Annotated in this window: 27 protein-coding genes and 1 pseudogene; 16 read left to right on the top strand and 12 right to left on the bottom strand. The window is 67.9% G+C overall.

The window, feature by feature from the left end; translation table 11 throughout:
• Window positions 1-45: 45 nt before the first annotated feature.
• A complete protein-coding gene (locus tag C5F75_RS32020) occupies window positions 46-624 on the bottom strand; it encodes a cupin domain-containing protein (RefSeq protein WP_011548888.1) in 579 nt (192 codons plus the stop codon).
• A 497-nt stretch (window positions 625-1121) separates the two neighbouring features.
• Here C5F75_RS32020 and C5F75_RS32010 point away from each other — a divergent pair, with 497 nt between their 5' ends.
• Window positions 1122-2642 (top strand): peptide MFS transporter, encoded by a 1521-nt coding sequence (locus C5F75_RS32010; protein ID WP_104013327.1) that lies wholly within the window; start codon window positions 1122-1124, stop codon window positions 2640-2642.
• A 120-nt stretch (window positions 2643-2762) separates the two neighbouring features.
• Window positions 2763-2969 (top strand): hypothetical protein, encoded by a 207-nt coding sequence (locus C5F75_RS32005; protein WP_059581729.1) that lies wholly within the window; start codon window positions 2763-2765, stop codon window positions 2967-2969.
• A 44-nt stretch (window positions 2970-3013) separates the two neighbouring features.
• On the opposite strand, the gene C5F75_RS32000 is transcribed toward C5F75_RS32005, so the two are convergent.
• From C5F75_RS32000 to C5F75_RS31990, 3 genes are all read right to left on the bottom strand, one after another.
• On the bottom strand, window positions 3014-4138 hold the full coding sequence (locus C5F75_RS32000) for an OpgC domain-containing protein (protein ID WP_059581727.1): 1125 nt from the start codon (window positions 4136-4138) through the stop codon (window positions 3014-3016).
• Between the two features lie 421 nt (window positions 4139-4559).
• Entirely contained in the window at window positions 4560-5459 is a 900-nt protein-coding gene (gene rarD, locus C5F75_RS31995) for an EamA family transporter RarD (protein WP_059644386.1), read from the bottom strand.
• Window positions 5460-5475: 16 nt separating this feature from the next.
• The gene (locus C5F75_RS31990) at window positions 5476-5772 is read right to left on the bottom strand and encodes an acylphosphatase (RefSeq protein WP_006480292.1); all 297 of its coding nucleotides are present in this window, start codon (window positions 5770-5772) and stop codon (window positions 5476-5478) included.
• Window positions 5773-5924: 152 nt separating this feature from the next.
• Here C5F75_RS31990 and hpnA point away from each other — a divergent pair, with 152 nt between their 5' ends.
• Both hpnA and C5F75_RS31980 read left to right on the top strand, forming a co-directional pair.
• Window positions 5925-6932: a hopanoid-associated sugar epimerase gene (hpnA, locus tag C5F75_RS31985; protein ID WP_011353724.1), complete on the top strand. Its 1008-nt coding sequence runs from the start codon at window positions 5925-5927 to the stop codon at window positions 6930-6932.
• A gap of 108 nt (window positions 6933-7040) precedes the next feature.
• Window positions 7041-8363 (top strand): hypothetical protein, encoded by a 1323-nt coding sequence (locus tag C5F75_RS31980; protein WP_060011205.1) that lies wholly within the window; start codon window positions 7041-7043, stop codon window positions 8361-8363.
• Between the two features lie 122 nt (window positions 8364-8485).
• Here the strand turns inward: C5F75_RS31980 and C5F75_RS31975 are convergent, their stop codons facing one another.
• Window positions 8486-9673 carry a glycosyltransferase gene (locus tag C5F75_RS31975; protein WP_089465864.1) on the bottom strand — a complete coding sequence of 396 codons (1188 nt, stop codon included), beginning with the start codon at window positions 9671-9673 and terminating at the stop codon, window positions 8486-8488.
• A 402-nt stretch (window positions 9674-10075) separates the two neighbouring features.
• Here C5F75_RS31975 and ispH point away from each other — a divergent pair, with 402 nt between their 5' ends.
• A complete protein-coding gene (gene ispH / locus C5F75_RS31965) occupies window positions 10076-11017 on the top strand; it encodes a 4-hydroxy-3-methylbut-2-enyl diphosphate reductase (RefSeq protein ID WP_059581714.1) in 942 nt (313 codons plus the stop codon).
• A gap of 12 nt (window positions 11018-11029) precedes the next feature.
• Window positions 11030-12190, top strand: a complete 1161-nt coding sequence (hpnH, locus tag C5F75_RS31960; protein WP_006480287.1) for an adenosyl-hopene transferase HpnH — start codon at window positions 11030-11032, stop codon at window positions 12188-12190.
• A gap of 148 nt (window positions 12191-12338) precedes the next feature.
• Here hpnH and C5F75_RS31955 read toward each other — a convergent pair whose 3' ends face one another.
• From C5F75_RS31955 to C5F75_RS36970, 4 genes are all read right to left on the bottom strand, one after another.
• A complete protein-coding gene (locus C5F75_RS31955; protein ID WP_059581711.1) occupies window positions 12339-12599 on the bottom strand; it encodes a hypothetical protein in 261 nt (86 codons plus the stop codon).
• A gap of 182 nt (window positions 12600-12781) precedes the next feature.
• Complete coding sequence (locus C5F75_RS31950) at window positions 12782-13261, bottom strand: hypothetical protein (protein ID WP_060011201.1); 480 nt, start codon at window positions 13259-13261, stop codon at window positions 12782-12784.
• A gap of 223 nt (window positions 13262-13484) precedes the next feature.
• On the bottom strand, window positions 13485-13862 hold the full coding sequence (locus tag C5F75_RS31940) for a hypothetical protein (protein WP_060011197.1): 378 nt from the start codon (window positions 13860-13862) through the stop codon (window positions 13485-13487).
• A gap of 136 nt (window positions 13863-13998) precedes the next feature.
• Window positions 13999-14175 (bottom strand): hypothetical protein, encoded by a 177-nt coding sequence (locus C5F75_RS36970; protein ID WP_155753852.1) that lies wholly within the window; start codon window positions 14173-14175, stop codon window positions 13999-14001.
• A 175-nt stretch (window positions 14176-14350) separates the two neighbouring features.
• Here C5F75_RS36970 and C5F75_RS31935 point away from each other — a divergent pair, with 175 nt between their 5' ends.
• Together C5F75_RS31935 and C5F75_RS31930 are read left to right on the top strand one after the other, a co-directional pair.
• On the top strand, window positions 14351-14704 hold the full coding sequence (locus C5F75_RS31935) for a DOPA 4,5-dioxygenase family protein (RefSeq protein ID WP_059581700.1): 354 nt from the start codon (window positions 14351-14353) through the stop codon (window positions 14702-14704).
• Window positions 14705-14824: 120 nt separating this feature from the next.
• Window positions 14825-15250, top strand: a complete 426-nt coding sequence (locus C5F75_RS31930; RefSeq protein WP_089465865.1) for a nuclear transport factor 2 family protein — start codon at window positions 14825-14827, stop codon at window positions 15248-15250.
• Window positions 15251-15308: 58 nt separating this feature from the next.
• On the opposite strand, the gene trhA is transcribed toward C5F75_RS31930, so the two are convergent.
• From trhA to C5F75_RS31915, 3 genes are all read right to left on the bottom strand, one after another.
• Window positions 15309-15929, bottom strand: a complete 621-nt coding sequence (gene trhA / locus C5F75_RS31925) for a PAQR family membrane homeostasis protein TrhA (RefSeq protein ID WP_050013387.1) — start codon at window positions 15927-15929, stop codon at window positions 15309-15311.
• 205 nt (window positions 15930-16134) lie between these two features.
• The gene (locus tag C5F75_RS31920) at window positions 16135-16341 is read right to left on the bottom strand and encodes a YbdD/YjiX family protein (RefSeq protein WP_027781714.1); all 207 of its coding nucleotides are present in this window, start codon (window positions 16339-16341) and stop codon (window positions 16135-16137) included.
• A 12-nt stretch (window positions 16342-16353) separates the two neighbouring features.
• Window positions 16354-18432: a carbon starvation CstA family protein gene (locus C5F75_RS31915; RefSeq protein ID WP_060011194.1), complete on the bottom strand. Its 2079-nt coding sequence runs from the start codon at window positions 18430-18432 to the stop codon at window positions 16354-16356.
• Between the two features lie 269 nt (window positions 18433-18701).
• Between C5F75_RS31915 and C5F75_RS31910 the strand changes: the two are divergent.
• The 8 genes and pseudogenes from C5F75_RS31910 to C5F75_RS31870 all read left to right on the top strand — a co-directional run.
• A pseudogene (locus C5F75_RS31910) lies at window positions 18702-19094 on the top strand (diaminopimelate epimerase); the annotation flags it as partial.
• A 77-nt stretch (window positions 19095-19171) separates the two neighbouring features.
• Complete coding sequence (locus C5F75_RS31905) at window positions 19172-20056, top strand: RNA polymerase sigma-70 factor (protein WP_059581688.1); 885 nt, start codon at window positions 19172-19174, stop codon at window positions 20054-20056.
• Window positions 20057-20248: 192 nt separating this feature from the next.
• Window positions 20249-20728, top strand: coding sequence for a carboxymuconolactone decarboxylase family protein (locus C5F75_RS31900; protein WP_059581685.1), 480 nt, complete (start codon window positions 20249-20251; stop codon window positions 20726-20728).
• 73 nt (window positions 20729-20801) lie between these two features.
• Entirely contained in the window at window positions 20802-21206 is a 405-nt protein-coding gene (locus C5F75_RS31895; RefSeq protein ID WP_059644407.1) for a cupin domain-containing protein, read from the top strand.
• 109 nt (window positions 21207-21315) lie between these two features.
• Window positions 21316-22329, top strand: coding sequence for a LysR family transcriptional regulator (locus tag C5F75_RS31890; RefSeq protein ID WP_099318062.1), 1014 nt, complete (start codon window positions 21316-21318; stop codon window positions 22327-22329).
• 205 nt (window positions 22330-22534) lie between these two features.
• Complete coding sequence (locus tag C5F75_RS31880; RefSeq protein WP_104013300.1) at window positions 22535-23290, top strand: SDR family oxidoreductase; 756 nt, start codon at window positions 22535-22537, stop codon at window positions 23288-23290.
• Between the two features lie 20 nt (window positions 23291-23310).
• Complete coding sequence (locus C5F75_RS31875) at window positions 23311-23826, top strand: Ohr family peroxiredoxin (protein ID WP_060968205.1); 516 nt, start codon at window positions 23311-23313, stop codon at window positions 23824-23826.
• Window positions 23827-23866: 40 nt separating this feature from the next.
• Window positions 23867-24619: an SDR family NAD(P)-dependent oxidoreductase gene (locus C5F75_RS31870; RefSeq protein ID WP_104013299.1), complete on the top strand. Its 753-nt coding sequence runs from the start codon at window positions 23867-23869 to the stop codon at window positions 24617-24619.
• Window positions 24620-24622 lie beyond the last annotated feature (3 nt).

Here is a 24622-nt window from a genome sequence, read left to right as displayed (position 1 = left end):
CTTTCGACGGGCATCCCGTCGAAGAAACGAAGGAATACCCGTGCGTTAGAACAGCCGCGGCGTACCGACCCAGACCACCACCGACTCGATCTTCGCGGTGTTGACCCAGCTGTGCGGGACCGTCGACTGATAGTGCGAACTGTCCCCGGCCTGCAGGACGAACGTCTTGCCTTCCAGCGTCAGCGACACTTCCCCTTCAATCACGTACAGGAACTCCTCTCCTGCATGTGTCGTCACCTCCGACCGCTTCTGCCCCGGCGGCATCCTCACGAGGATCGCCTCCAGCTGGCGCCCTTCGGACACGTTCGTCAGTCGCGCGAACAGGTTCGCCGAATCGGCAAACCCGAAGAAGCGCAACTGATCGCCTCGGCACACCGAGCGTTCCTCGCTCGGCGTATCCACGAAGTACTGCACCGTCACGCCGAGCGCGTGGGCGATACCGGCCAGCGACGTCAGTGACGGCGACGCGAGCCCGCGCTCGACTTGAGACAGAAACGGCTTCGAAATCCCCGCGGCGGTAGCGGTGTCGTCGAGCGTGCGCTTCAGACGTTGGCGCAACGCGCGAATCTTGCTGCCCAGTGCGACAGCGTCTGCCGATCGCGAGTTTTCAGTGGGGGGAACCATAGCAGGCCGAAAAGTGGTCGTCAAAAAATGTTTGATGGAAAGTAACTAAGTTAATTAGAGATAGCTTAATCTTCGGTTTCGTACACGCTTTCGGCGTTGAGCCCGGTGCACTAAACAGGGGCCGAAGCGAGCGAAACGACGCGCTATCTTGCCAGACTCGCCGGCTTCACAGGCAAGCTGCAAGCGGCTCTCCGGGAATTTGCGGAGAACGGTCGCGAAGCTTACAAGTAGATGATGAGACAAATGTTCCTGAAAGCTGCTGCCATATCGGGAGTTTCCCTAAGTGGCGCGGACCCGACGCACCGGACCGGCAAACGTTACCATTCGCGCGCCGGTCGGGGGCTTGCTCCGCCTTCCAACGCGGAGTTCGACCCCGGCCCGGGCTAACCGCCCGACTGCTCCATCGCCGACGCCAAGCCTACCCGGCCACCGTGCTCCGGCGCCAGTTCGACCCCAAGGCGACGCGCGATCCGCGCCGTCCGTTTCAAACGAGATTGATGATGCAAGCACCTGTTTCACAGACCCGATCGTTTACGACGGTCTTCCTCATCGAAATGTGGGAGCGCTTCGGCTACTACGGCATGGCCGCGCTCCTGGTCCTCTTCATGGTCGACCGGCTCGGCTTCACCGACAGCCACGCGAACCTGACCTGGGGGGCGTTCACCGCGCTCGTCTACGCCGCGCCGTCGATCGGCGGCTGGATCGGCGACAAGGTGCTCGGCGCGCGCCGCACGATGATCATCGGCGCGTCCGTGCTGTGCGCCGGCTACCTGATGCTCGCGGTGCCGAACGATCACCTGGCGTACATGTACGCGTCGCTCGGCGTGATCGTCGTCGGCAACGGCCTGTTCAAGGCCAACGCGGCGAACCTCGTGCGCCGCATCTACGAAGGCGACGACGCGCGCATCGACAGCGCGTTCACGATCTACTACATGGCGGTCAACATCGGCTCGACGGTGTCGATGCTCGCGACGCCGTGGATCAAGGATCACTGGGGCTGGCACACCGCGTTCGCGGTCTGCTGCGGCGGCATGCTGCTCGCGATCCTCAACTTCATGCTGATGCACCGCACGCTCGCGCACGTCGGCTCGCAGCCGGACGACGAGCCGATCCGCTGGAAGCGCCTCGGCGCGGTCGCGGCCGGCGGCGTCGCGCTCGCGCTGGTCACGCTGTACGTGCTGCAGCACAAGCAACTCGCGGTCGCGAGCGTGTGGACGGCCGCATTCGCGATCCTCGCGATCTTCGCGTACATGATCGCGAAGTCGGAGCGCTCGGAGCGCGCGGGCCTGATCGCGGCGCTCGTGCTGATCGGCCAGGTGATCCTGTTCTTCATCTTCTACGTGCAGATGTCGACGTCGCTGACGCTGTTCGCGCTGCGCAACGTCGATCCGCGCTTCATGCTGTTCGGCACGACGCTGTTCACGTGGAGCGCCGCGCAGTTCCAGGCGCTGAACCCGATCTGGATCATGCTGCTGAGCCCGGTGCTCGTGTGGGTCTACAACGCCGTCGCGAAGGGCGGGCGCGATCTGCCGGTCGCCGCGAAGTACGCGCTCGGTTTCGGTGCGGTCGCCGCAGGCTACCTGGTGTTCACGATCAGCGGCCGCTATGCGGTCGACGGCCGCGTGTCGTCGTGGTTCATGGTGTGGGGCTACGGCCTGTACTCGCTCGGCGAGCTGCTCGTGAGCGGCCTCGGCCTCGCGATGATCGCCCGCTACGTGCCGGCGCGCATGAGCGGCTTCATGATGGGCGCGTATTTCGTCGCGACGGGCGTGTCGCAGTATCTGGGCAGCGTCGTCGCGAACTTCGCGCAGATGCCGTCGCACGACCTGCCGGCCACCGAATCGCTGCCGCTCTACCTGTCGCTGTTCGAGAAGCTCGGCTGGCTCGCCGCGATCGGCATGCTGCTCGCGCTGCTGCTGCTGCCGCTGATGAACCGCCTGTCGCGCCAGCATCAGCGCTGCACGGACGAGCGCCGCGAAGAAGCGCTGCAGGCGCAGGCCGCCGCCGCCGCGCAGTAAGGACTATCCCTCGGCGTGCGGCGTGCACGCCACATTCTCCCGCCAGAAACGCGAACGCGTCCTACACTGGTTGCAGGCAACGCATCCGCTTCGCGAGATGCGCACTGGCGGGAGAACACGATGAAAAGCAAGACGACGCGGCTTTTGAGGATCCTGTCGGACATCCGGCACGCGCAACGCTGCACCGCGATGCGCGCCGCCCGGGCCGCGGCCGAAGCCGACGCGGTGCTCGCGGAGCGCGACGAGCCGGCGCAGGACGAACGCGACGACGCCGAACCCGACGACGCCACCGCCACGCCCCGCTCCCGTATCGGCTCACCTCACTGACGCCGCGCGGCGCCTGCCGCGCCGCATACGCCACTTCCGCGCGCCTACGCCGCCGCGCCGCGCCATCGCGCGATCCACGTTCCCGAACCGGCCACCGCCATCATCAGCCCGAGCGCGCACGCGTCGGCCACGAGGCCCACGCCGACATGCCGCAGATCGGCGCCGCGCACGACCGGATGCAGCAGCGAATCGATCACGAGCGAGATCGCCGCGCCCGCGACGAAGCAGACCAGCCCGCGCTGGCCGACCGCCACGACGGGCCGCACGCCCTGCGCGATCCGCGCGATCCAGCCGAAGCGCACGCAATCGGCCATCAGCCACGCGACGGCCGCGAAGCTCACGACGCGCGGCAGCGCGAGATCGCGCTTGAACACGCCTTCCGGCACCGGCAGCCCCGAGAACAGCTTGTAGCTCGCGCAACCGAGCACGATCGCGCACGCGAGCCCGGTCGCCGCGGCGCCCCAGCGGCCGAGCGCGATGCGCCGGTAGAACGGCTGGCAGCGCGCGAGCACGCCGGCGACGAACATCAGTTGCCACGCGAACGGGTTGAAGCTCCAGCGGAAGCCATCGGTATCCAGCAGCTCCGGGCCGAGCCAGGCCGCCGCGAGCCACGACGCGACGCTGAGCGCGACGAGCGGCCACGGATGGCGCCGCGCGAACGGCACCAGCACCGGCGACGCAAGCGCGAACAGCACGTACATCGGCAGCACCGACGCGAGATACGGCTGGCGCTGGAACGTCAGCAGCTCGGCGAGCCCCGTGAGCGGCGACGCGAGCATCACGCTGACGTCGTCGAGCGCGAGGTTCGGCGCATCGATCCCGTAGTGGTCGAGCACCGCCGACACGACGAGCATCAGCGTCGACGTCGCGAGAAACGCGCGGTAGATCTGCATCGCGCGCCGCACGAACCGCTGCTGCGCGGCGCGCGCGCCGTGCCGCTCGGCGATCGCGCCGTACGCGCTCGCGGTCGCGAAGCCGCCGAGGAACACGAACACCTCGGCCGCATCGCACAGCGCGAATGCGTGCAGCGTCACGCGCGACAGCACGCTCGCGCCGATGTGATCGACGACGATCATCAACAGCACCAGCCCGCGGAAGAAATCGATTTCGATCAGGCGGCCGCTGCGCGGCGGCTGCACCGTAGTGGAATGCAGCGGGCTCAACGACATGAGCGCACCTGTACGGCGGCGGTGCAACGCGCACCGGGGAGGGGATCGGGAACAAGCAGGCGAACGCGATCGGCGGCGATACGCGTATGCCCGTATCGCGCCAACCCGGCTGGCCAGGCACGGAGATGACCGTTCATCGAAAATCTGCATACGAAGGGAAGTCGGTCAGGTCAGTCTAATGGCCGATCAGCGGAGACCCTAAGTAACAAAATGCAACTGAATCTTCTCTTCGATTACAAGCGCGAGCGTGGCGCAACGAAGCTGGCGGCGTCGCCAGATTCGCGTCAGCGCGGCGTCGGTTGCCGGTCGGTACCGATTGGATTCGGCGGGATTCCGCAGCGAAACGGGCGCCGTTCGACGGTCGATGAAGCACGCGATGCGCGGCACGTTTCCGCACGGCCCGCGCATCGCGACGAAGCCGTTATCCGCGCGCGGGCAGGCGCCGCATCAGCATCGCGCCGTGCCACGCGGTGAGCGCGACGGCAGCCCAGATCGGCCCGTACGTCGCGAGCTGCGCGACGCTCAGCGTTTCGCCGAGCAGCAGCAGCGACACCACGACGAGCAGCACCGGCTCGACGTAGCCGAGAATCCCGAACAGCGCCATCGGCAGCATGCGGCTCGCCTTCAGGTAGCTCGCGAGCGCGAGCGTGCTGAGAATGCCGAGCCCCGGCAGCAGCGCGGCCCACAGCAGCGGATGGCCGGCGACACGCGTCGTGCTCGCCGCGACCATCGCGAACGCGACCGGGCACAGCAGCACGATCTCGATCGCGAACGCGGCCAGCGAATCGGCGCTGATGCGCCGGCGCAGCACGAAATACGGCGGATAGCCGAGCGCGACGACCAGCGTCGGCCACGCGAACGCGCGCGTCGCCCACACCTCGTGCGCGACACCGAGCGCCGCACAGGCGACCGCCGCCCATTGCAGCGGGTCGAGCCGTTCGCGATAGTAGAAGCGGCCGACGAGCACCATCGTCAGCGGCAGCAGGAAATAGCCGAGCGACACTTCGAGCATGCGGCCGTGCAGCGGCGCCCACAGGAACAGCCACAGTTGCACGCCGAGCAGCGCCGCGCTCGCCGGCAGCGCGATCAGCAGGCGCCAGTCGCGCGCACCGCGCGCGGCGAGGGCGACGAGCGCCGGCCAGCGGCCGCGCAGCGCGATCAGCGCGAGCGCGCCCGGCGCGGTCCAGAGGATGCGCCACGCGAAGATGTCGAGCCCCGTGAGCGGCGCGAGCAGTTTCGCGTAAGCCGACATCAGCGCGAACAGCGTCGATGCCATCACCGACAGCATCAGGCCGCGCCCCGCCTCCGGATACCCCGTCATGATCGTCGTGTGCCCCTTACTGCTGCTGGAAACGTTCGAAGCGCTTCTCGGTGCGGCGTTCCTCGAACGTCACCTCGGTCACGCGCGCGGCGGGCGGCCCGTGACGCAGCCACGCGAGCATCCGGTCGATCTGTGCGCCGGGCCCCTGGATCATCGCCTCGACGGTGCCGTCCTCGAGATTCGCGACCCAGCCGCGCAGCTTCAGCGCATGCGCTTCGCGCACCGTCGCATGACGAAAGCCGACGCCCTGCACGACGCCGCGCACCCGCACGTAGTAGGTCTCGATCCGTTCGTCCAGTTCATTGCGGCTCATCGCGTCGCCCTCCCGTTGCATTCAAGCCCGGCATTGTAGTCGCGTCGGCCGCTTCGCACACGCGCCGGCCGGGCGTCGCCGCGCACGCCGACCACGTACAATCTCGCCGATGCCCAACCGCCGCGCCGCCCGCGCGGCCCAGAAGGAAACGCATGACTGATACTTCCCGCGATCTCGTTCTCGTCACCGGCGCGTCCGGTTTCGTCGGCTCGGCCGTCGCGCGCATCGCGCAGCAGAAAGGCTATGCGGTGCGCGTGCTCGTGCGCCCGACCAGTCCGCGCACGAACGTCGCGGATCTCGATGCCGAGATCGTCACCGGCGACATGCGCGACGAGGCGTCGATGCGCGCCGCGCTGCGCGGCGTGCGCTACCTGCTGCACGTGGCGGCCGACTACCGGCTGTGGGCGCCCGATCCCGACGAGATCGAGCGCGCGAACCTCGAAGGCGCGGTCGCGACGATGCGCGCGGCCCGCGCGGAAGGCGTCGAGCGGATCGTCTACACGAGCAGCGTCGCGACGCTGAAGGTGACGAGCGCCGGCGACCCGTCCGACGAGAACCGGCCGCTCACGGCCGAGCAGGCGATCGGCGTCTACAAGCGCAGCAAGGTGCTCGCGGAGCGCGCGGTCGAACGGATGATCGCCGACGAAGGGCTGCCGGCCGTGATCGTCAATCCGTCGACGCCGATCGGCCCGCGCGACGTGAAACCGACGCCGACCGGCCGCATCATCGTCGAGGCCGCGCTCGGCAAGATTCCCGCGTTCGTCGATACGGGGCTGAACCTCGTGCACGTCGACGACGTCGCGCACGGCCACTTCCTCGCGCTCGAGCGCGGCCGGATCGGCGAGCGCTACATCCTCGGCGGCGAGAACCTGCCGCTGCAGCAGATGCTCGCGGACATCGCGCAGATGACGGGCCGCAAGGCGCCGACGATCGCGCTGCCGCGCTGGCCGCTGTATCCGCTCGCGGTGGGCGCCGAAGCGGTCGCGAAGTTCACGAAGAAGGAGCCGTTCGTCACCGTGGACGGGCTGCGGATGTCGAAGAACAAGATGTATTTCACGTCCGCGAAGGCCGAGCGCGAGCTCGGCTACCGGGCGCGCCCGTATCGCGAAGGGCTGCGCGATGCGCTCGACTGGTTCGGCTCGGCGGGCTACCTGAAGTAACACAAAGCGGCGCACCTCGCGCCGCTTTGCGCACTTTGTTACACGTCGCGCACGGACCGGCATCGGCGCAGCGGTTAAAATCGCGGGTCTTACGCAGAGAAGACACGCATGAACCTCAACGATCAGATCGCTTCGCTCGCCACGGGCGTCGATCAGCTCCTCCACGATCACCACGCCGCGCAGCAGGCGGCACGCAGCGCGGAAGCCTTCGCGCGCGCCGCCGCGGCGGAGGCCCGGGCTGCCGCCGAGCGCCACGCGGCGGCGGAAGCCGAAGCGAAGGCCGCCGCGCAGCGCCATACGGCCGCCGCCGCCGATGCCGAAGCCGCGCAGCGGCGCCATGCCGATGCCACCGCCGTCGCCGAGGCGGCCGCCCAACGCCATACCGATGCCGCCGCGCAAGCCGAAGCCGCTTCGCAGCGCCATGCGGAAGCCACCGCGCTGACCGAAGCGCTCGCGCAACGTCACGCGGATGCCGAGGCCGCATCGCAGCGGCACGCGGCGGCGATCGCCGAAGCCGAGGCCGCCGCGCAGCGTCATCACGCTGCCGCGACCGAAGCCGAAGCGGCCGCGCAACGTCATGCGGCGGCGACCGCCGAAGCCGAAGCCGCCGCGAAGCGCCACGCGGAAGCGACCGCCGAAGCCGAGGCCGCCGCACAGCGCCACCGGGCCGCGATCGCCGAGGCCGAGGCCGTCACGCAACGCCACGCCGAGGCGATCGCCCAGGCCGAAGCCGCCGCGCAACGCCACGCCGAGGCCACCGCCGAAGCCGAAGCCATCACGCAGCGCCATACCGAGGCGATCGCTCAGGCCGAAGCGGCCGCGCAGCACCACGCGAAGGCCATCGCCGACGCCGAGGCGCTGGTCGAGGCCGTCGTCCAGGAAGCCGCGACGAGCGCGGCGGCAACCGCCGTGGCGGCTGAAGTCGTCGAGCCGGCGGTGGCGCCGCCAGCGTCCGTGAACGCGGCCGCGCCGGCCGTGGCTGAAACGGTCGAGACGGTCGAAGTGGTCGAAGCAGCCGGCGCGCCGGCCGATGCCGAGACGGCACCGATTCCGACCACACGAGCCGAAACCGCGGTTGAAGCCGGCGCCGCTGCCGCGCCTGCCGACAAGGCGACGCTGCACGTGTCGCGCCCGTCCCAGAACGAACTCACGCTGTCCATCAACGGCCAGTCGATCACGCTGCATCCCGAGCAACTGGGCCAGTTGATCGAGGAGCTCGCGCATGCACGCGCGTCGATGCAGCCGGAGCCGCCGCCCGGCATTCCGGCCGGCTGGCGTTTCGTGACGACGAAGAACCCGATGATGGCCGTGCAGAAGCAGGCGAACGGCGACCGCCTGCTGGTCGCGCGCCACACGGGCTACGGCTGGGTGCCGTTCACGTTCTCGCCGGACGTCGTGATCCAGATGTACATGATGCTGACGCAGCGGTAAGCGCCGGCATCGGCCGGCAACCGGCCGGAAAGCAAACAGCCCGAATCGGCTTGCGTCGATCCGGGCTGTGTGTTTTCAGGGGGCCGGTTTATCGGTACGGCAGCGGCATCCGCCGGCGTGGGTCAGCGCTCCACCGGCGCCTGCACGCGCGCCTTCCACTGGCCGCCCTTGCCGCGCCAGTAACGCCACGCGGACGCGAACGTCGCGCCGACGTAGAACAGCGCGACGAGCGGCAGCGCGGGCGCCCACAGCGGCGAGCGCCGGTAGTAGCGCAGCATCGGCGCATACGCGGCGCACATCGACGCCCACGCGAGCCAGGCCGGCCATGCGCGCGCGCCGTAGGCCAGCGCGGCGACGGGCGGCACCAGATAGATGATCGTCATCCCGAGCAGCGTGCCGGCCAGCAGTAGCGGCGAATAGTGCAACTGCGTGAACGCGGTGCGCGCGATCATGTTCCAGATGTCGCGCCAGCTGTCGTACGGGCGCAGCGACACGCTGCGATCGGCGAGATCGAGCCGGATCGGATGGCGGCCGCCGCCGCGATGCTTGATCTGCGCGGCAAGGCTGCAGTCGTCGATCAGCGCGCCGCGAATCGATTCGATGCCGCCCGCTTCCTCGAGCGCCGTGCGCTTCACGAGCATGCAGCCGCCCGCGGCGCCGGCCGTCCGGTTGCGCGGGTTGTTGATCCACGAGAACGGGTACAGCTTCGCGAAGAAGAACACGAACGCCGGAATCAACGCCTTTTCCCAGAACGAATCGCAGCGCAGCCGCACCATCAGCGACACGAGATCGCGATTTTCGGCCTGCGCGCGCGTGACGAGCTGCGCGACGGCGTCGGGCGGATGGCCGATGTCGGCATCCGTCAGCAGCAGGTAGTCGGCCCGCAGGCCGAGCGTCTGCACGGCCGCGATCCCCTGCGACTGCGCCCACACCTTGCCCGACCAGCCGGCCGGCAGCGGCTTCGCGCTCAGCACCGTCAGCCGGTCGGCGCGGTTGATCGCGAGCGCGGCCGCGCGGGCCGCGTCGGCGGTGCCGTCTTCGCTGTGGTCGTCGACGATGATCAGATGAAAGTCGCCCGGATAGTCCTGCTCGAGCAGCGAAGTCGCCGCGCGGGCGATCACGTCGGCTTCGTTGCGCGCCGGCACGACGGCCACGACGGCCGGCCAGCCGGCCTCGGCCGCCGCGCCGCGGGCGTCGGGCGGCAGCGGCCGCGCGGGCTGCGCGCGCCAGAAGCCGCCGCGCGCGACGAGCAGCACGATCCAGATCACCAGCGACAGGCCGGACACCAGGAAGGCGATCGCGAGCATCATCGGCCTGCCCCCTGCCGGGCACCGGCGCGTGCGACATCAATAAGGGTCTGGAACAAAACACCCGGCCCCGCAGGGGCGGACGGGCAATACGCGTAAGAATCGACGGTCATCGAATGGCCTTGAAATGAGCGCGATGGCGGGCAGCCGGAGCGGCCGCCCGCGAAACCGCGCAGTTTACCGGGTTCCGCGCGCGCCAGCGCCGACGCGGCTCTCCCGCAATTGCAACGGTGTCGATACGGCACCGAAGCAAGGACGGCCCGATAGGGTTAAAATGCGCGATTAATTCGGGGTTCCGGGGCCTGGCCGGCCGGTTCGTTCCTGCCTTCATAACATCAAGCCGGGGCGAGCAAGCGCGTGCCAGCGCCTCGAACCCCGGCGTCTGTCGTCGGAGTTCGCTCACCTATGCGAGTCATCCTTGCCCAGCCCCGCGGCTTTTGTGCGGGGGTTGTCCGTGCGATCGAGATCGTCGATCGCGCGCTGCAACAGCACGGTGCGCCGGTCTATGTGCGTCACGAGATCGTGCATAACCGGCATGTCGTCGAAAATCTGCGTAATAAAGGGGCACGATTCGTTGAGGAACTCGACGAGGTGCCGCACGGCGCTGTCGCGATCTTCAGCGCGCACGGTGTCGCCCAGACGGTCGAGCGCGACGCGCAAACGCGCGGGCTCGACGTGCTCGACGCGACCTGCCCGCTCGTCACGAAAGTGCACGTGCAGGGCCGCCAGTACGTCGCGGCGGGCCGCCGGCTGATCCTGATCGGCCACGCGGGCCACCCGGAAGTCGAGGGCACGATCGGCCAGATTCCGGCCGAGGTGATCCTCGTGCAGAGCGAGGCCGAAGTCGATACGCTGACGTTGCCCGTCGACACGCCGGTCGCGTACATCACGCAGACCACGCTGTCGGTGGACGACACGCGCGGCATCATCGAAGCGCTGCAGCGCCGGTTCACCGACCTCGTCGGCCCGGACACGCGCGACATCTGCTATGCCACGCAGAATCGCCAGGCCGCCGTGCGCGAGCTGAGCGAACAGGTTGACGTGCTGCTCGTCGTCGGTGCGACGAACAGCTCGAACTCGAACCGCCTGCGCGAGATCGGCACCGAAAGCGGTGTGCCGAGCTATCTCGTCGCCGACGGCTCGGAAGTGAAGGCCGAATGGTTCGCGGGCGTGCAGACGGTCGGCCTGACCGCCGGCGCGTCGGCGCCCGAGGAAATGGTCGAGGATGTAATCGGCGCGCTGCGCGCGCTGGGGCCCGTCGAGGTCGCGACGATGGCGGGCCGTGAAGAAAAAGTCGAATTCAAGTTGCCGGCGAAGCTCACGCAAGCTGTCGCCCGCGAAGTTTAAGGAGGACATCCCTTGTCTATTCCGCTGCTCCAGCAAGTCCGTGTCGGCGCCTACATCGTGCGCCAGCACCTGTCCGGCAACAAACGCTATCCGCTCGCGCTGATGCTCGAGCCGCTGTTCCGCTGCAACCTCGCGTGCAACGGCTGCGGCAAGATCGATTATCCGGATCCGATCCTGAACCAGCGTCTTTCCGTCGAGGAATGCCTGCAGGCCGTCGACGAGTGCGGCGCGCCCGTCGTGTCGATCGCCGGCGGCGAGCCGCTGCTCCACAAGGAGATGCCGGAAATCGTCAAGGGCATCATGAAGCGCAAGAAGTTCGTGTACCTGTGCACGAACGCGCTGCTGATGGAAAAGAAGATGGACGACTACCAGCCGAGCCCGTATTTCGTCTGGTCGGTCCACCTCGACGGCGACAAGGACATGCACGACCATTCCGTGTCGCAGGAAGGCGTGTACGACAAGGCGGTCGCGGCGATCAAGGAAGCGAAGCGCCGCGGCTTCCGCGTGAACATCAACTGCACGCTGTTCAACGATGCGATCCCCGAGCGCGTCGCGAAGTTCTTCGACACGCTGGGCCCGATCGGCGTCGACGGCATCACCGTGTCGCCGGGCTACGCGTACGAGCGCGCGCCGGATCAGCAGCACTTCCTGAACCGCGACAAGACGAAGAACCTGTTCCGCGAAATCCTGAAGCGCGGCGAAGGCGGCAAGCGCTGGTCGTTCAGCCAGTCGTCGCTGTTCCTCGACTTCCTGGCCGGCAACCAGACGTACAAGTGCACGCCGTGGGGCAACCCGGCGCGTACGGTGTTCGGCTGGCAGAAGCCGTGCTACCTGGTCGGCGAAGGTTACGTGAAGACCTTCAAGGAGCTGATGGAAACGACGGAGTGGGACAACTACGGCGTCGGCAACTACGAGAAGTGCGCGGACTGCATGGTCCACTGCGGCTTCGAGGCCACGGCCGTGATGGACACGATCTCGAACCCGCTGAAGGCGCTGCGCGTGAGCCGCAAGGGCATCAAGACCGACGGCCCGTTCGCACCGGACATCTCGATCGCGAAGCAGCGTCCGGCCGAGTACGTGTTCTCGCGCCACGTCGAGATCAAGCTCGAGGAAATCCAGCGCGCCGGCAAGGGCAAGCTGCAGAAGCCGGCGAAGTCGGCAACGGCCGCTTAAGCGCGTTTCGCCGCGCGGCGGTTCGCGCCTTCAGCGGCCACGCATCGAAGCAGCGCCACGGAGTTCGCTCCGTGGCGCTTTTGTTTTGTCGGACGCCGTGTGACGCGTGGCGCTTGCACGTGTACGTGCGGGGACGAACGTCCGTCGCCTAGCTTCGCGACTCCGCTGCGGCGATCAGTTGCCACGCGGTCGGCCCCGGATCGAGCAGCGGATCGGACGGCGGGTCGAGATCGTGCCGATGCGCTTCCTCCGACGGCAATCTCTGTGATTTCGCGATGCCGATTTCGTCGCCGCAGACGGTGCATCGGTAGATGCCCGCCACCGTCACCTCGCTGCCCGGCGGGAGATTCTCGCTGAATGCGCGGCCACTTCCGCACGTGAAGTAGCCGCCGCTCCTGTATAGCGCCATCGCTCCTCCTGACCGAAAACGAATGCGTTCGCGTCGACACGCATGATCGCGGCGTTCGCCGCGAACGTCGCGAACATGGATCGTCGTCGCCCGGCCACACCGGGTTCCAGTCATGTCATTAGACGGCGCGCGGCCGCGCGATGGAATCGGACACGTATGAAACGCGGCCGTCGGCCAGCCGTTCAATGCAGAATGGCCGGCTCCCGCATCTTCGTCGCGGCCTGCGCGACCAACCCCGGCTGTTCGGCGGAAGCGAACGTGCAGACATGACGCCACAGCTCTGCCAGCCGATGCCGCGTGAGCGTCGCGACGCACGCGTCGTTCGCGGCGAGCACGCGTTCGAGCACCGCGCATTCGTGGGCGTGCAGCGTCCATGCACCGCCTTGCGCGGCGCGCGCCGCGCTCGCGTCCAGCACGCGCTCCGCGTCGACGCACAGGGCGATGGTCGCATCGGGGGAGACCGCATCGTCGAGCGCGAGGAAGACCAGATACACGCTCGTGCGCAGCCGCATCAGCAGCGCTTCGCTACCGTGCTCGCCGCGCAGCGCGACCAGCGCCATGTGGCATTTCAGCGAGATGTCGCGTGCATGCGCGAGCGGCAGCGGCAGCAGCCATTCGCGCGTCAACGGCGGATGGCGCCGGCCTTTTCGGGCAACCTTCATGATTCGCCCTCGCTCGCGCATGCGTCGTTCGCCGCCGCCCCCGGCCACGCGCTGCGGCACACGCGCGCGCAGCGGCCCGCGTCGCGCAGGGCGTGCGCCCGACGTCGCACGCCGCGCACATCGGCGCGCCGTCGCGTCGCGCTCGCTTGCGGCAGCCTGCGTATCGCCAGCTCACGCAACACGCCGAACAATCGGTTCGGGCACGCCATGTCCGTCTCCCGCATCAAAACGTGTTGTCGCCCTTCAGGTAGTACGCGGTTTTCACGAAGAACGCCTTCACCGGATGGCCGCTCTGCGCGTCGCGGGCCGCCCGCGCTTCCATCGCGGCCTTCTCGTCGCGCCACCGGTCGGGCATCGGGTTGTTCACGCGCTCGAGCGCACGCTGCATCGCGAGCGGATAGTTCTGGTTGCCGGCCGTCGTCGCGCGATAGCCGGCGCGCGTCATCTGCATGAGCTGCGCATCGGTTTCGGCACGCGCCGCCGACCAGGTCAACGGCGCGGCATTCGGGGTGTCGGCGACGCCGATCGACTGCGCAAAGCTAACGGCCGGCAACGCAGCGAGTGCGCAAGAAAGAACGGCAACGGGAACGAGGGATCGCATAATGGCCTCCAGATGGTTGTCCCCGCATCGATCCAGCATCGATGCGTTGAAATCATCGTATGTCGGGCCGCATCCCGGTTGAATAGCCGAATCCGCAATTGTTATTTTCAGCCGCGCATTCGGCGCATGAGCCGCGTCATTCGCGAATCCATTCGAAACGGAATTTCTTTATTTCATTCAACGACCTGATCGGATTCTTACCGGTGATCCGGCTCGGCGCACATACCGCTCTTTCAATTTCCGAAATGACGTGTTGCCGGCGCGATGCCGGCCGGCGCGCCTGCAGACAAGGCTTTGGCGTGATGTCGCGCATGCGGATACCGCCGAAACGATTTCATCCGATCAGCCGATTCTTCTGATGCAGGACAAATCGTCCGCGTCGGCCTGCCGGATCGGGACACGACGCATGCCGCAAGGACGCGCGATAATCACGCATCGGCCGTTTCACACGGCATCTCAGGTGTTTTCATTTTTAATCGAATCTCTCCATGGTCGCTCTCGACATTACCGCCATCGACAGTTGGCACGCGCACGTCTATTTCGATGCGGCGAGCCGCGACGCGGCCTGGGCGTTTCGCCAGGTCGTCGACGCGCGGTTCGGCGCGGTCATCGAACTCGGCCGCTTTCACGAACGCCTCGTCGGCCCGCATCCGGCGTGGTCGTACCAGATCGCGTTCGGCGCCGCGCGATTCGACGACATCGTGCCCTGGCTCGTGCTGAACCACGGCGCGCTCGACATCTTCGTGCATCCGAATACCGGCGACGACCTGCGCGACCATCGCGATTGCGCGATGTGGATCGGCAAGTCGTATACGCTGAATCTCGACGCGCTGGCCGGCTAACGGCCGGCGCGCCCTGCCGCCTTCGCCGCGGCGAGGCATTCACGTTTCGGGTCGACGTGAAACGTCTGGTGGCGGCGCGCCTCTACAGTGGTTTCCGTGATCGACTTCCGGAAACCCGCGATGACACCCGCAGACACCCACGCCGACGCCCGACGCATCCATGAAGACTGGCACGCCGCCGTCGTCGCCCGCGACCTCGACGCGCTGATGTCGCTGTATGCCGACGACGCGGTGCTCGAAACGCCGCTCGTCGTCGCCACGCGGCCCGCGCACGGCACGGGCGTGCTGCGCGGCAAGGCCGCGATCGGCGCCTTCCTCGCGGCCGGCCTGCGCGATCCCGACAACGGGCTCGGGCGCTGGTACCGGACCGGGCTGTTCTTCTCGAACGGCCGCCAGCTCGTCTGGGAGTACCCGCGCGCAACGCCGGACGGCGACCAGGTGGATCTCGTCGAAGTGATGGATCTGCGCGACGGGCTGATCGCGCATCATCGCGTGTATTGGGGATGGGCCGGGTTCAACGCGCTGCGGGCCGCCTCGCGCCCGTAGCGCATGCTCGGGCCGGCTGGCCACGCGCGGACATCATCTGCCCGACGCTCCATGCCGCTCACGCGACATACATCGCGACACTGACGAACTGGCACAGGCTGCCGGCCAGCACGAAAAGGTGCCAGATACCGTGCCCGTGGCGGATGCGTTCGTCGTTGATGAAGAAGTAGATCCCCGCGCTGTAGATCACGCCACCGGCCACGAGCCACGCGGTGCCCACGGGCGGCAGCGCATGAATCAGCGGACGCACGGCGACGAGCGCGAGCCAGCCCATCAGCACGTACAGGATCATCGACAGCAGGCGCGTGCGGCGCCCGAGCGTCAGCTCCTGCACGATGCCGAACACGGCGAGCCCCCAGCTCACGCCGAACAGCGACCAGCCCCACGGGCCGCGCAGCGTGACCAGCGTGAACGGCGTGTAGCTGCCGGCGATCAGCAGGTAGATCGCGGCATGGTCGCATTTCTGCAGGATCGCCTTCAGGCGCGGGTTGCGCACGCTGTGATACGCCGTCGAGATCGCGTAGAGCAGGATCAGCATCGCGCCGTACACGCTGAAGCTCACGACCTTGTACGGGTCCCCTTCGAGCGCGCCCATCGTCACGAGCGCCACGAGGCCGGCTACCGACAGCACCGCGCCGACGAGATGGGAAATGCTGTTGAAACGCTCACCGACATGCACGACGTGTTCTCCTGCGGTCCATCGGGAAAAGAGGGAGCCCTATGATACCGGCGGCCGGATAGCCCGTGCTGCGCCCGGGCAAACGGCGTGCGAGCGCCATGCGCCGCGCGCCGCCGGCCGGCGCAAAAAAAAGCGCCGCGACATCCATCGCGGCGCTTCCGTTTCGTCAACCGGACCGATTCGTCAGGTCATTGCAACGGCCGGTTCAGCAACACTTCCCTGCTCCCGACCCATACCGCGCGTTCTGGCGTTCGCGGAAGAATTCCTCGTAGGTCATCGGCTCGCGGTCCGGATGGGTTTCGCGCATGTGCGCGACGTAGGTGTCGTAGTCGGGCAGGCCGACCATCAGCCGCAACGCCTGCCCGAGGTAACGCCCCGCGCTACGCAGGTCGCTGCCGAGATCGGTAAACATCGCGGCCTCCCGTTATCGTCCGCTGCCGAGCGCCTGCGTGGCCGGCATCGCTTCGTACGGCGTCTCGCGCACGGTCGGCTTCGATTCGCGGCGCGCGCGCAGCACGGCGAGCAGGCCGTACACCGCGATGCTCACGACGACGAAGATGAACAGCCCGGCCAGCGCCGCATCGATGTAGTCGTTGAAGATGATCCGCTTCATCTGCGCGATCGACTTCGCCGGCGCGAGCACCTTGCCTTCGTCCACCGCGGCCTGCAGCTTCGCGGCGTGCGCGAGGAAGCTGACCTTCGGGTTCGCGTCGAAAATCTTCTGCCAGCCGGCCGTCAGCGTGCAGATCAGGAGCCACGCGGTCGGCACGATCGTCACCCACGCATAGCGCTCGCGCTTCATCTTGAACAGCACGACGGTGCCGAGCACCAGCGCGATCGCGGCGAGCATCTGGTTGGAGATGCCGAACAGCGGCCACAGCGTGTTGATGCCGCCGAGCGGATCGACCACGCCCTGGTACAGGAAGTAGCCCCACGCGGCCACGCACAGCCCGGTGGCGACCAGGTTCGCGGGCAGCGACTCGGTGCGCTTGAGCGCCGGGTGGAACGTGCCGAGCAGATCCTGCAGCATGAAGCGGCCCGCACGCGTGCCCGCGTCGACGGCCGTCAGGATGAACAGCGCCTCGAACAGGATCGCGAAGTGATACCAGAACGCCATCATCGCTTCGCCGCCGATCACCTGGTGCAGGATGTGCGCCATGCCGACGGCCAGCGTCGGCGCGCCGCCCGCGCGCGCGATGATCGTCGTTTCGCCGACGGCCTTCGCGGTTTGCGTGAGCATGTCGGGCGTCAGCACGAAGCCCCATTGCGTGACGGTGTTCGCGACCGCTTCCGGCGTCGAGCCGAGCACGGCCGCCGGCGCGTTCATCGCGAAGTAGATGCCCGGCTCAATCACGCACGCGGCGACCAGCGCCATGATCGCGACGAACGATTCCATCAGCATCGCGCCGTAACCGATGAAGCGCGCGTTGGTTTCGTTGTCGATCAGCTTCGGCGTCGTGCCCGACGAGATCAGCGCGTGGAAGCCCGATACGGCGCCGCACGCGATCGTGATGAACAGGAACGGGAACAGGTTGCCCGACCACACCGGGCCCGTGCCGTCGACGAACTTCGTCAGCGCGGGCATCTTCAGTTCCGGTGCGACGACCAGGATGCCGATCGCGAGGCCGAGGATCGTGCCGATCTTCAGGAACGTCGACAGGTAGTCGCGCGGCGCGAGCAGCAGCCACACCGGCAGCACCGATGCGACGAAGCCGTAGCCGATGAGAATCCACGTGAGCTGCGTGCCGCTGAACGTGAACCATGCGGCAACCGTGGGCGAGGCGGCCACGTTCTGGCCGAACGCGATCGCCGCCATCAGCCCGATGAAGCCGATGATCGACACTTCGCCGATGCGGCCCGGGCGGATGTAGCGCGTGTAGACGCCCATGAACAGCGCGATCGGAATCGTCGCGGCGACGGTGAACGTGCCCCACGGCGAATTCGTCAGCGCCTTCACGACGATCAGCGCGAGCACCGCGAGGATGATCACCATGATCAGGAACGCGCCGAACAGCGCGATCACGCCGGGCACCGTGCCGAGTTCCATCTTGACGAGGTCGCCGAGCGAGCGGCCGTCGCGGCGCGTCGAGATGAACAGCACGATGAAGTCCTGCACGGCGCCCGCGAACACGACGCCGGCCAGGATCCACAGCATGCCGGGCGTATAGCCCATCTGCGCGGCGAGCACGGGGCCGACCAGCGGCCCGGCGCCGGCGATCGCGGCGAAGTGATGGCCGAACAGCACGTACTTGTTGGTCGGCACGTAGTCGAGGCCGTCGTTGTACTTGACCGCCGGCGTCATCCGCAGCCCGTCGAGCTGCATGACCTTGCTGGCGATGAAACGGCTGTAGAAGCGATACGCGATCAGATACACGCAGACTGCGGCGATCACGATCCAGAGGGCACTGACGCGCTCGCCGTGCGCGAGTGCGATCGTGCCGAATGCGAACGCGCCGAGCAGCGCGACCGCGATCCAGAGCAGGGTACTGGAAGCCCGATTCATGGCGTCTCCTGGTCTCCAATGTGTTTTTGAGTGGATGCGGCCCGAAAGCCGAACCCGCGTGACGTCGATGCGTCGTGCCGCAGCCTCGCAGAAGCCGCGGCGATGGGCCGTAGTATTCCGCGCGACGGGGGCCGCTTACAAGCGGATAACTACGTATGAGGATCTACGTAGAATTACGTAGTTGCTGTCATATGCCCGCCGTCAGGCCACGATTGCTCCCGGCCGGCGAGCCACGTACAGTATTTGCCTGCCCCCATTCCGGAACCGCCATGCCGATTGCATTTCAGAAGATGAACGCGAATGGCGATGACTTCGTCATCGTCGACCTGCGTGGTCAAGGGCACGATCCCGCGCATCGCGTCGATCGCGACCTCGTGCGACGCATCGGCGGTCGGCATCGCGGCGTCGGCTCCAACCCGCTCGCGGTTGGGTCGGATTGCGACGATGCAGCCGCCCGCGTCGCGTTCCGGAACCCCGACGGCTCGGCGCTCGATACCTGCGGCAGCGCGACGCGCGGTGTCGCGTGGAAAAAGCTGATGCGGGGAACCGGCGCGGCGTCGGTCGTGCTGCGCACGAATCGCGGGCGCCTGCACTGTTCCCACGATACAGACGGGTTGATCGAGGTCGAAATGGGCGCGCCGCGGCTCGGCTGGCAGGACGTGACGGTTCGATGGAACGACGCCGGCAGCGTGTTCCTGAGCGGGCCCGTGACATTCGGGTTCAACGGGGCGTGGCTGTGATGACCGACGACGCACAAACCTTTCACGCGTTGCGCCCGCGCCTGCAGAAGATCGCGTACCGGATGCTCGGCTCGATCGCGGACGCCGAGGACATCGTGCAGGACGTGTGGCTGCGCTGGCACGACGCGGCGCGCGAGCGCATCGAGAACGCCGAGGCCTGGCTCGTCGCGGTCACGACGCGGACGTCGATCGACCGCCTGCGCGCGGCGAAGCTCCGGCGCGAGCACTACACGGGCATCTGGCTGCCCGAGCCGGAGCTCGGCGAATCGCCTGCCACGCCGGAGGAAATGACCGAGCGCGCGAACGACGTATCGGTCGCGTACTTGCTGCTGCTCGAACGGCTGACGCCGGAAGCGCGCGCGGCCTTCCTGCTGCGCGAAGTGTTCGATGCCGACTACGACGAGATTGCCGACGCAATCGGCAAATCCGAAGCCGCGTGCCGGCAGCTCGTCAGCCGCGCGAAGGCCCAGTTGCGCGACGACGACAGGCCGCGCCACGTCGTGCCGCGCGAAAAGCACCGGCAATTGCTGCAGAGCTTTTCGCACGCGCTCGCGCAAGGCGATTTCCCGTCGATCCAGGCGCTCCTCGCCGAAGACGCGATGCTGATCGGCGATGGCGGCGGCAAGGTTCAGAGTTTCCCGAAACCGCTGGTCGGCGGTCGCCGTATCGCTCAACTGTTCTATGCGACGTGGTTGCGCTGCGGCAGCGGTGTCGAGATGCGGCCGGTCGTGCTGAACGGCGAATGGGCGATGCTGCGCTTCATCGCAGGGCAACTCGAAGCGGCGATGTCGTTCGAGACCGACGGCGCGCGCATCGGCCGGATTCTCGTGCAGCGCAACCCCGACAAGCTCGCGCGGATCGCGGCCGCCTGCGCGGCCGGCTGACTTGCGCGTCCCCGCGCCGGCGCCGGCCGCGCCCGCCGTCGAGCGCGGATTGATGCAGCGCGCGCAACACGATGCGTCCCTGTGCGTGGCTACCGCGTATCGGCGCACCCTCCTAAGATGATTTCGCGCGGCGCCCTGCCGCCCACGACACCCGCACCACGCGGGCCAGCCTCTTCGTCGCCAGGAGAAATCATGACGCAGCGTCTCAACTACATGCATCAATCGCCCGAGCTGTTCAAGCAGTTCCTCGAACTCAGCAATTTGCTGCGCGGCAGCGCGATCGAGGAATCGATCCGCGATCTCGTATCGGCCCGTGCGTCGCAGCTCAACGGCTGCGCGTTCTGCCTCGACATGCACGTGAAGGAAGCGCGCCTTCACGGCGAGCGCGAGCTGCGCCTGCACCATCTGGCGACGTGGCGCGAATCGACGCTGTTCTCGCCGCGCGAGCGGGCCGCGCTGGCCTGGACCGAAATACTGACGAAGCTTCCCGAGCACGGCGTGCCGGACGATGTCTACGATCGCGTGCGCGGCCAGTTCTCCGAGAAGGAATTGTCGGACCTGACGTTCGAAGTGATGGCGATCAACGGCTGGAATCGCGCGAACGTGGCGTTCCGCACCGCTCCGGGTTCGGCAGACAAGGCTTACGGCCTCGACAAGGCCAATCTCGCCTGACGCCCTCGCCCGGTCGCGGGCGCCCTTCTTCGCCGCCGGCGGCCTGCCGGCGGCGGTCACTGGAATACATCCCATGATTCGCTTGAAACATGCCGTCGCATCCGCGCTCCTGGTCGCGGCCGCCACCGCCGGCGCCGCCCATGCGGCGCCCTCGGCCATCGTCACGACGCTGATGACGAAGCCGCTCGACGACTATCCGGGCAAGGAAGCCCAGATGATCTCGGTCGAATACCCGCCCGGCGCGGTCGACCCGGTTCACCGCCACCACGCCGACGCGTTCGTCTATGTCGTCGAAGGCTCGATCGTGATGCAGGTGAAGGGCGGCGAGCCCGTCACGCTGAAACCGGGCCAGACCTTCTACGAGGGCCCGAACGACCTGCACACGGTCGGACGCAACGCGAGCCAGACCCGGCCCGCGAAGTTCATCGTGCTGCTGTTGAAGGACAAGGGCGCGCCCGTGCTCGTGCCGGAAAAATAGCCGGCTCGCACGCCGCCGCGACCTTTTTGAAAAAATGCGGCGGGCGGTGTCACAGGCGGCAGCGCTGAAACGTCTAGTCGCATACGGACACCACGATTCAAGCGCCACCATGCCCGACACCTCCATCCGCCGCCCCGATGCCGACGACCCGTTCGCGCGCAGCTTCTCGACCTGCTACGCCGGCGTGGTCACGTTCCTGGCCGTCGTCACCGAGGGCAGCTTCGCGCGCGCCGCCGACCGCCTCGGCGTCGGCCGCTCGTCGGTCAGCCGCCACGTGCAGCGGCTCGAGGACCGGCTCGACGCACGCCTGTTCCAGCGCACCACCCGCAGCATGTCGCTGACGCGCGAAGGCGAGCTTTTCTACGAAAACTGCCGGCCCGGCATCGAGCATCTGGCGCAGGCGCTCGAGGACATGCGCGAGCTGCGCAGCGGGCCGCCCAGCGGGCACCTGCGCATCGGCGCGACGCCGGGCTTCGGCCGCAAGGTCATCGCGCCGCTGCTGCGCGACTTCCATGCGCAGTATCCGGACATCACGCTCGAACTGCTGCTGAACGACCGGCCCGTCGATTTCTCCGCCGACCGCATCGACGTCGCGTTTCGCGACGGCCGCATGGAGGACAGCGCGATCGTCGCGCGCCGGCTGATTCCGATGCAGATGATCGTCTGCGCGTCGCCGTCGTACGCGCATCAGCACGGCTTGCCGCGCCACGTCGACGATCTCGAGCGGCATCGCTGCATCAACCTGCGCACCGCATCGGGCCGCGTGACGGAATGGGAATTCAGGATCGACGGCGTGACGCAGCAGCGCCAGATCGCCGCGCATCACACGTTCAACGACATCGATCTCGTCGTGCAGGCGGCGCTCGACGGGCTCGGCATCGCGCAGTTGCCCGCGTACCAGGTGTGCGACCTGCTCGCCGACGGCCGGCTGGTGAGCTGTCTCGGCCAGCACGCGCCGGACGACGGCGGCCACTATCTCTGTTACCTGAGCCGCAAGCACCTGCCCACGCGGATCCGCGTGTTCATCGACTACATGATCGAACAGACGCGTGCGCGCGAGCTGCAGTGCCCGACGACGATGACGACCATGACGACGACGGCGCCGCTGGAGGCGGTCGATTGATGCATTCGCGGCAACATGGTGAGGGCTTGCAGGACACTGGCGGATCGCGCGGCGCATGCCTACGATGCGGGCTGTTCGGCAGGCACGCGCATACGGCGCGGCGCCGCTCGGCAAGGCGGCGGCCCGATCGCGCGAACGCGATCGGCGCCGGTTTCGGCAGGTTCAAGCGGCGCGCATGTCGCGCGCCCGTTCAAGGAGAGCAATCGTGAAGATCGTCGTCATTGGTGGTACCGGCCTCATCGGCAGCAAGGTCGTCAGGAACCTGATCGCACGCGGCCACGACGCGGTGGCGGCAGCGCCGTCGACGGGCGTCGATACGATCACGGGTGCGGGGCTGGACGACGCGCTCGCCGGCGCGGAGGTCGTGGTCGATCTCGCGAATTCGCCGTCGTTCGAGGAAGCGGCCGTGAAGGCATTCTTCGAGGCGTCGGGACGCAACCTGTTCGCCGCGGAGCGTGCGGCCGGCGTGCGCCATCACGTCGCGTTGTCGGTGGTCGGCACCGACCGGTTGCAACAGAGCGCGTATTTCCGCGGCAAGATCGTTCAGGAAAACCTTATCCGCGAAGCGGGCGTGCCGTACACGATCGTGCGCTCGACGCAGTTCTTCGAATTCGTCGGCGCGATCGCGCAGGCTGGCGCGCAAGGCGACACGGTCCGCTTGACCACCGCGCACTTCCAGCCGATCGCGTCGGACGACGTCGCGGCCGCCGTGACCGATTTCGCGCTCGATGCGCCGCGCAACGGCATCGTCGAGATCGGCGGCCCCGAGCGCGTGCGGATCGCCGATCTGGTCGAACGTTTCCTGTCGGCCACGCACGACGCGCGCACGGTGACGCGGGATGCGGGCGCCGGCTACTTCGGCGCGGTGCTGCAGGACGACACGCTCGTGCCGGCGCCCGGCGCGCGCCTCGGCGCGACGACCTTCGACGCGTGGTTCCGGCAGCACGCGCTCGCGCGCTGACCACCGCCGGATCGCACACCATGACGCCACTGCGCCCGCCGCCGCTGTCGCTGCTCGACCGGTATCGCGGCCGAGAACCGCAGACGCTGTACTCGACGACGGTCACCGTCACGGGCGGCGAGGCCGAGCACGGCCGCGCATCGGGCGTCGCGCGTTCCGACGACGGGCGCCTGGATGTCGCGCTGCGCCTGCCGTCCGCGCTGGGCGGGCCCGGCGACGGCCCGAACCCGGAGCAACTGTTCGCCGCGAGCTATGCGGCGTGTTTTCACGGCGCGCTGAGCCTGCTGGCCGCACGGGCGGGCGTAGCGATCGCCGGCGCGTCGGTGTCCGCATCGATCGACTTCTGCCGCGATCCGATGGACGGGTTGTTCATGCTGAACGCGAACATTCGCGTGCGGCTGCCGGGCGTCGAACGCACGTTGGCGGAAGAACTCGTCCGCAATACGGAGCGTTTCTGTCCGTATACGAAGATGGCGCACGAGGGCATCAGCCACATCGTGGCGCTTGCGCCGGCGGACGATGCGCCCGAACGCTAGACGGCGTGAACGTTCCACCCATCGTCTTCACGAGGGAGTCATGCAGTCATTCGACAACAAGGTGGTCCTCATTACCGGCGGCGGCGCCGGCATCGGGCTGGCGGCGGCCGTCGCGTTCGCACGCGAAGGGGCGCGCGTCGTCATCACGGGCCGCCGCGAAGAGGCGCTTTCCGCCGCCGCGCGCAGCGCGCCGGGCATCGACTACGTGGTCGCGGACGCCGGCAATCCGGCCGACGCCACGCGCACGATCGACGAAACGGTCGCACTGGCGGGGCGGCTCGACGTGCTGGTCAACAATGCGGGCGCGGGAGCGATCCTGCCGCTCGAGTCGGCGACCTTCGACGCGATCAGCGCGATCTTCCGCGTCAATACGCTCGGGCCGTCGATGCTCGCGACTGCCGCGCTGCCGCATCTGAAAGCGGCGCGCGGCAGCATCGTCAACGTGTCGAGCACGTTCGGACACAAGGCAGCGGCGCTGTTGTCGCACTATGCGGCGAGCAAGGCCGCGCTCGAGCATCTGACGCGCTGCTGGGCGCTCGAGCTCGCATCGGCGGGCGTGCGCGTGAACGCCGTTGCGGCGGGCCCGACGGAAACGGACTTCCTGTCGGAACGGATGAAGCTGTCGGAAACCGACATCGAAGCGATCAAGGCGCAGGAGCGCGCGCGCATTCCGCTCGGCCGGCGTGGCGAGCCCGCGGACGTCGCGAGCTGGATCGTGTCGCTCGCGTCGCCGCAGGCGGCATGGATGACGGGGCAGGTAATCACGGTCGACGGCGGGCTCGACGCAACCTGACCG

This window comes from Burkholderia anthinoferrum (assembly GCF_002925705.1).
Classification (GTDB): Bacteria; Pseudomonadota; Gammaproteobacteria; order Burkholderiales; family Burkholderiaceae; genus Burkholderia; species Burkholderia semiarida.
The sequence above is the reverse complement of the archived record's forward strand: the minus strand, read 5'-3'. Positions and strand labels throughout refer to the sequence as shown.

Bases quoted from the DNA above. Each gene is read 5' to 3' on its own strand.
- C5F75_RS32020 (WP_011548888.1), bottom strand. From the start codon at position 624: ATGGTTCCCCCCACTGAAAACTCGCGATCGGCAGACGCTGTCGCACTG.
- C5F75_RS32010 (WP_104013327.1), top strand. From the start codon at position 1,122: ATGATGCAAGCACCTGTTTCACAGACCCGATCGTTTACGACGGTCTTC.
- C5F75_RS32005 (WP_059581729.1), top strand. From the start codon at position 2,763: ATGAAAAGCAAGACGACGCGGCTTTTGAGGATCCTGTCGGACATCCGG.
- C5F75_RS32000 (WP_059581727.1), bottom strand. From the start codon at position 4,138: ATGTCGTTGAGCCCGCTGCATTCCACTACGGTGCAGCCGCCGCGCAGC.
- rarD (WP_059644386.1), bottom strand. From the start codon at position 5,459: ATGACGGGGTATCCGGAGGCGGGGCGCGGCCTGATGCTGTCGGTGATG.
- C5F75_RS31990 (WP_006480292.1), bottom strand. From the start codon at position 5,772: ATGAGCCGCAATGAACTGGACGAACGGATCGAGACCTACTACGTGCGG.
- hpnA (WP_011353724.1), top strand. From the start codon at position 5,925: ATGACTGATACTTCCCGCGATCTCGTTCTCGTCACCGGCGCGTCCGGT.
- C5F75_RS31980 (WP_060011205.1), top strand. From the start codon at position 7,041: ATGAACCTCAACGATCAGATCGCTTCGCTCGCCACGGGCGTCGATCAG.
- C5F75_RS31975 (WP_089465864.1), bottom strand. From the start codon at position 9,673: ATGATGCTCGCGATCGCCTTCCTGGTGTCCGGCCTGTCGCTGGTGATC.
- ispH (WP_059581714.1), top strand. From the start codon at position 10,076: ATGCGAGTCATCCTTGCCCAGCCCCGCGGCTTTTGTGCGGGGGTTGTC.
- C5F75_RS31955 (WP_059581711.1), bottom strand. From the start codon at position 12,599: ATGGCGCTATACAGGAGCGGCGGCTACTTCACGTGCGGAAGTGGCCGC.
- C5F75_RS31950 (WP_060011201.1), bottom strand. From the start codon at position 13,261: ATGAAGGTTGCCCGAAAAGGCCGGCGCCATCCGCCGTTGACGCGCGAA.
- C5F75_RS31940 (WP_060011197.1), bottom strand. From the start codon at position 13,862: ATGCGATCCCTCGTTCCCGTTGCCGTTCTTTCTTGCGCACTCGCTGCG.
- C5F75_RS36970 (WP_155753852.1), bottom strand. From the start codon at position 14,175: ATGCGCGACATCACGCCAAAGCCTTGTCTGCAGGCGCGCCGGCCGGCA.
- C5F75_RS31935 (WP_059581700.1), top strand. From the start codon at position 14,351: ATGGTCGCTCTCGACATTACCGCCATCGACAGTTGGCACGCGCACGTC.
- C5F75_RS31930 (WP_089465865.1), top strand. From the start codon at position 14,825: ATGACACCCGCAGACACCCACGCCGACGCCCGACGCATCCATGAAGAC.
- C5F75_RS31920 (WP_027781714.1), bottom strand. From the start codon at position 16,341: ATGTTTACCGATCTCGGCAGCGACCTGCGTAGCGCGGGGCGTTACCTC.
- C5F75_RS31915 (WP_060011194.1), bottom strand. From the start codon at position 18,432: ATGAATCGGGCTTCCAGTACCCTGCTCTGGATCGCGGTCGCGCTGCTC.
- C5F75_RS31905 (WP_059581688.1), top strand. From the start codon at position 19,172: ATGACCGACGACGCACAAACCTTTCACGCGTTGCGCCCGCGCCTGCAG.
- C5F75_RS31900 (WP_059581685.1), top strand. From the start codon at position 20,249: ATGACGCAGCGTCTCAACTACATGCATCAATCGCCCGAGCTGTTCAAG.
- C5F75_RS31895 (WP_059644407.1), top strand. From the start codon at position 20,802: ATGATTCGCTTGAAACATGCCGTCGCATCCGCGCTCCTGGTCGCGGCC.
- C5F75_RS31890 (WP_099318062.1), top strand. From the start codon at position 21,316: ATGCCCGACACCTCCATCCGCCGCCCCGATGCCGACGACCCGTTCGCG.
- C5F75_RS31875 (WP_060968205.1), top strand. From the start codon at position 23,311: ATGACGCCACTGCGCCCGCCGCCGCTGTCGCTGCTCGACCGGTATCGC.
- C5F75_RS31870 (WP_104013299.1), top strand. From the start codon at position 23,867: ATGCAGTCATTCGACAACAAGGTGGTCCTCATTACCGGCGGCGGCGCC.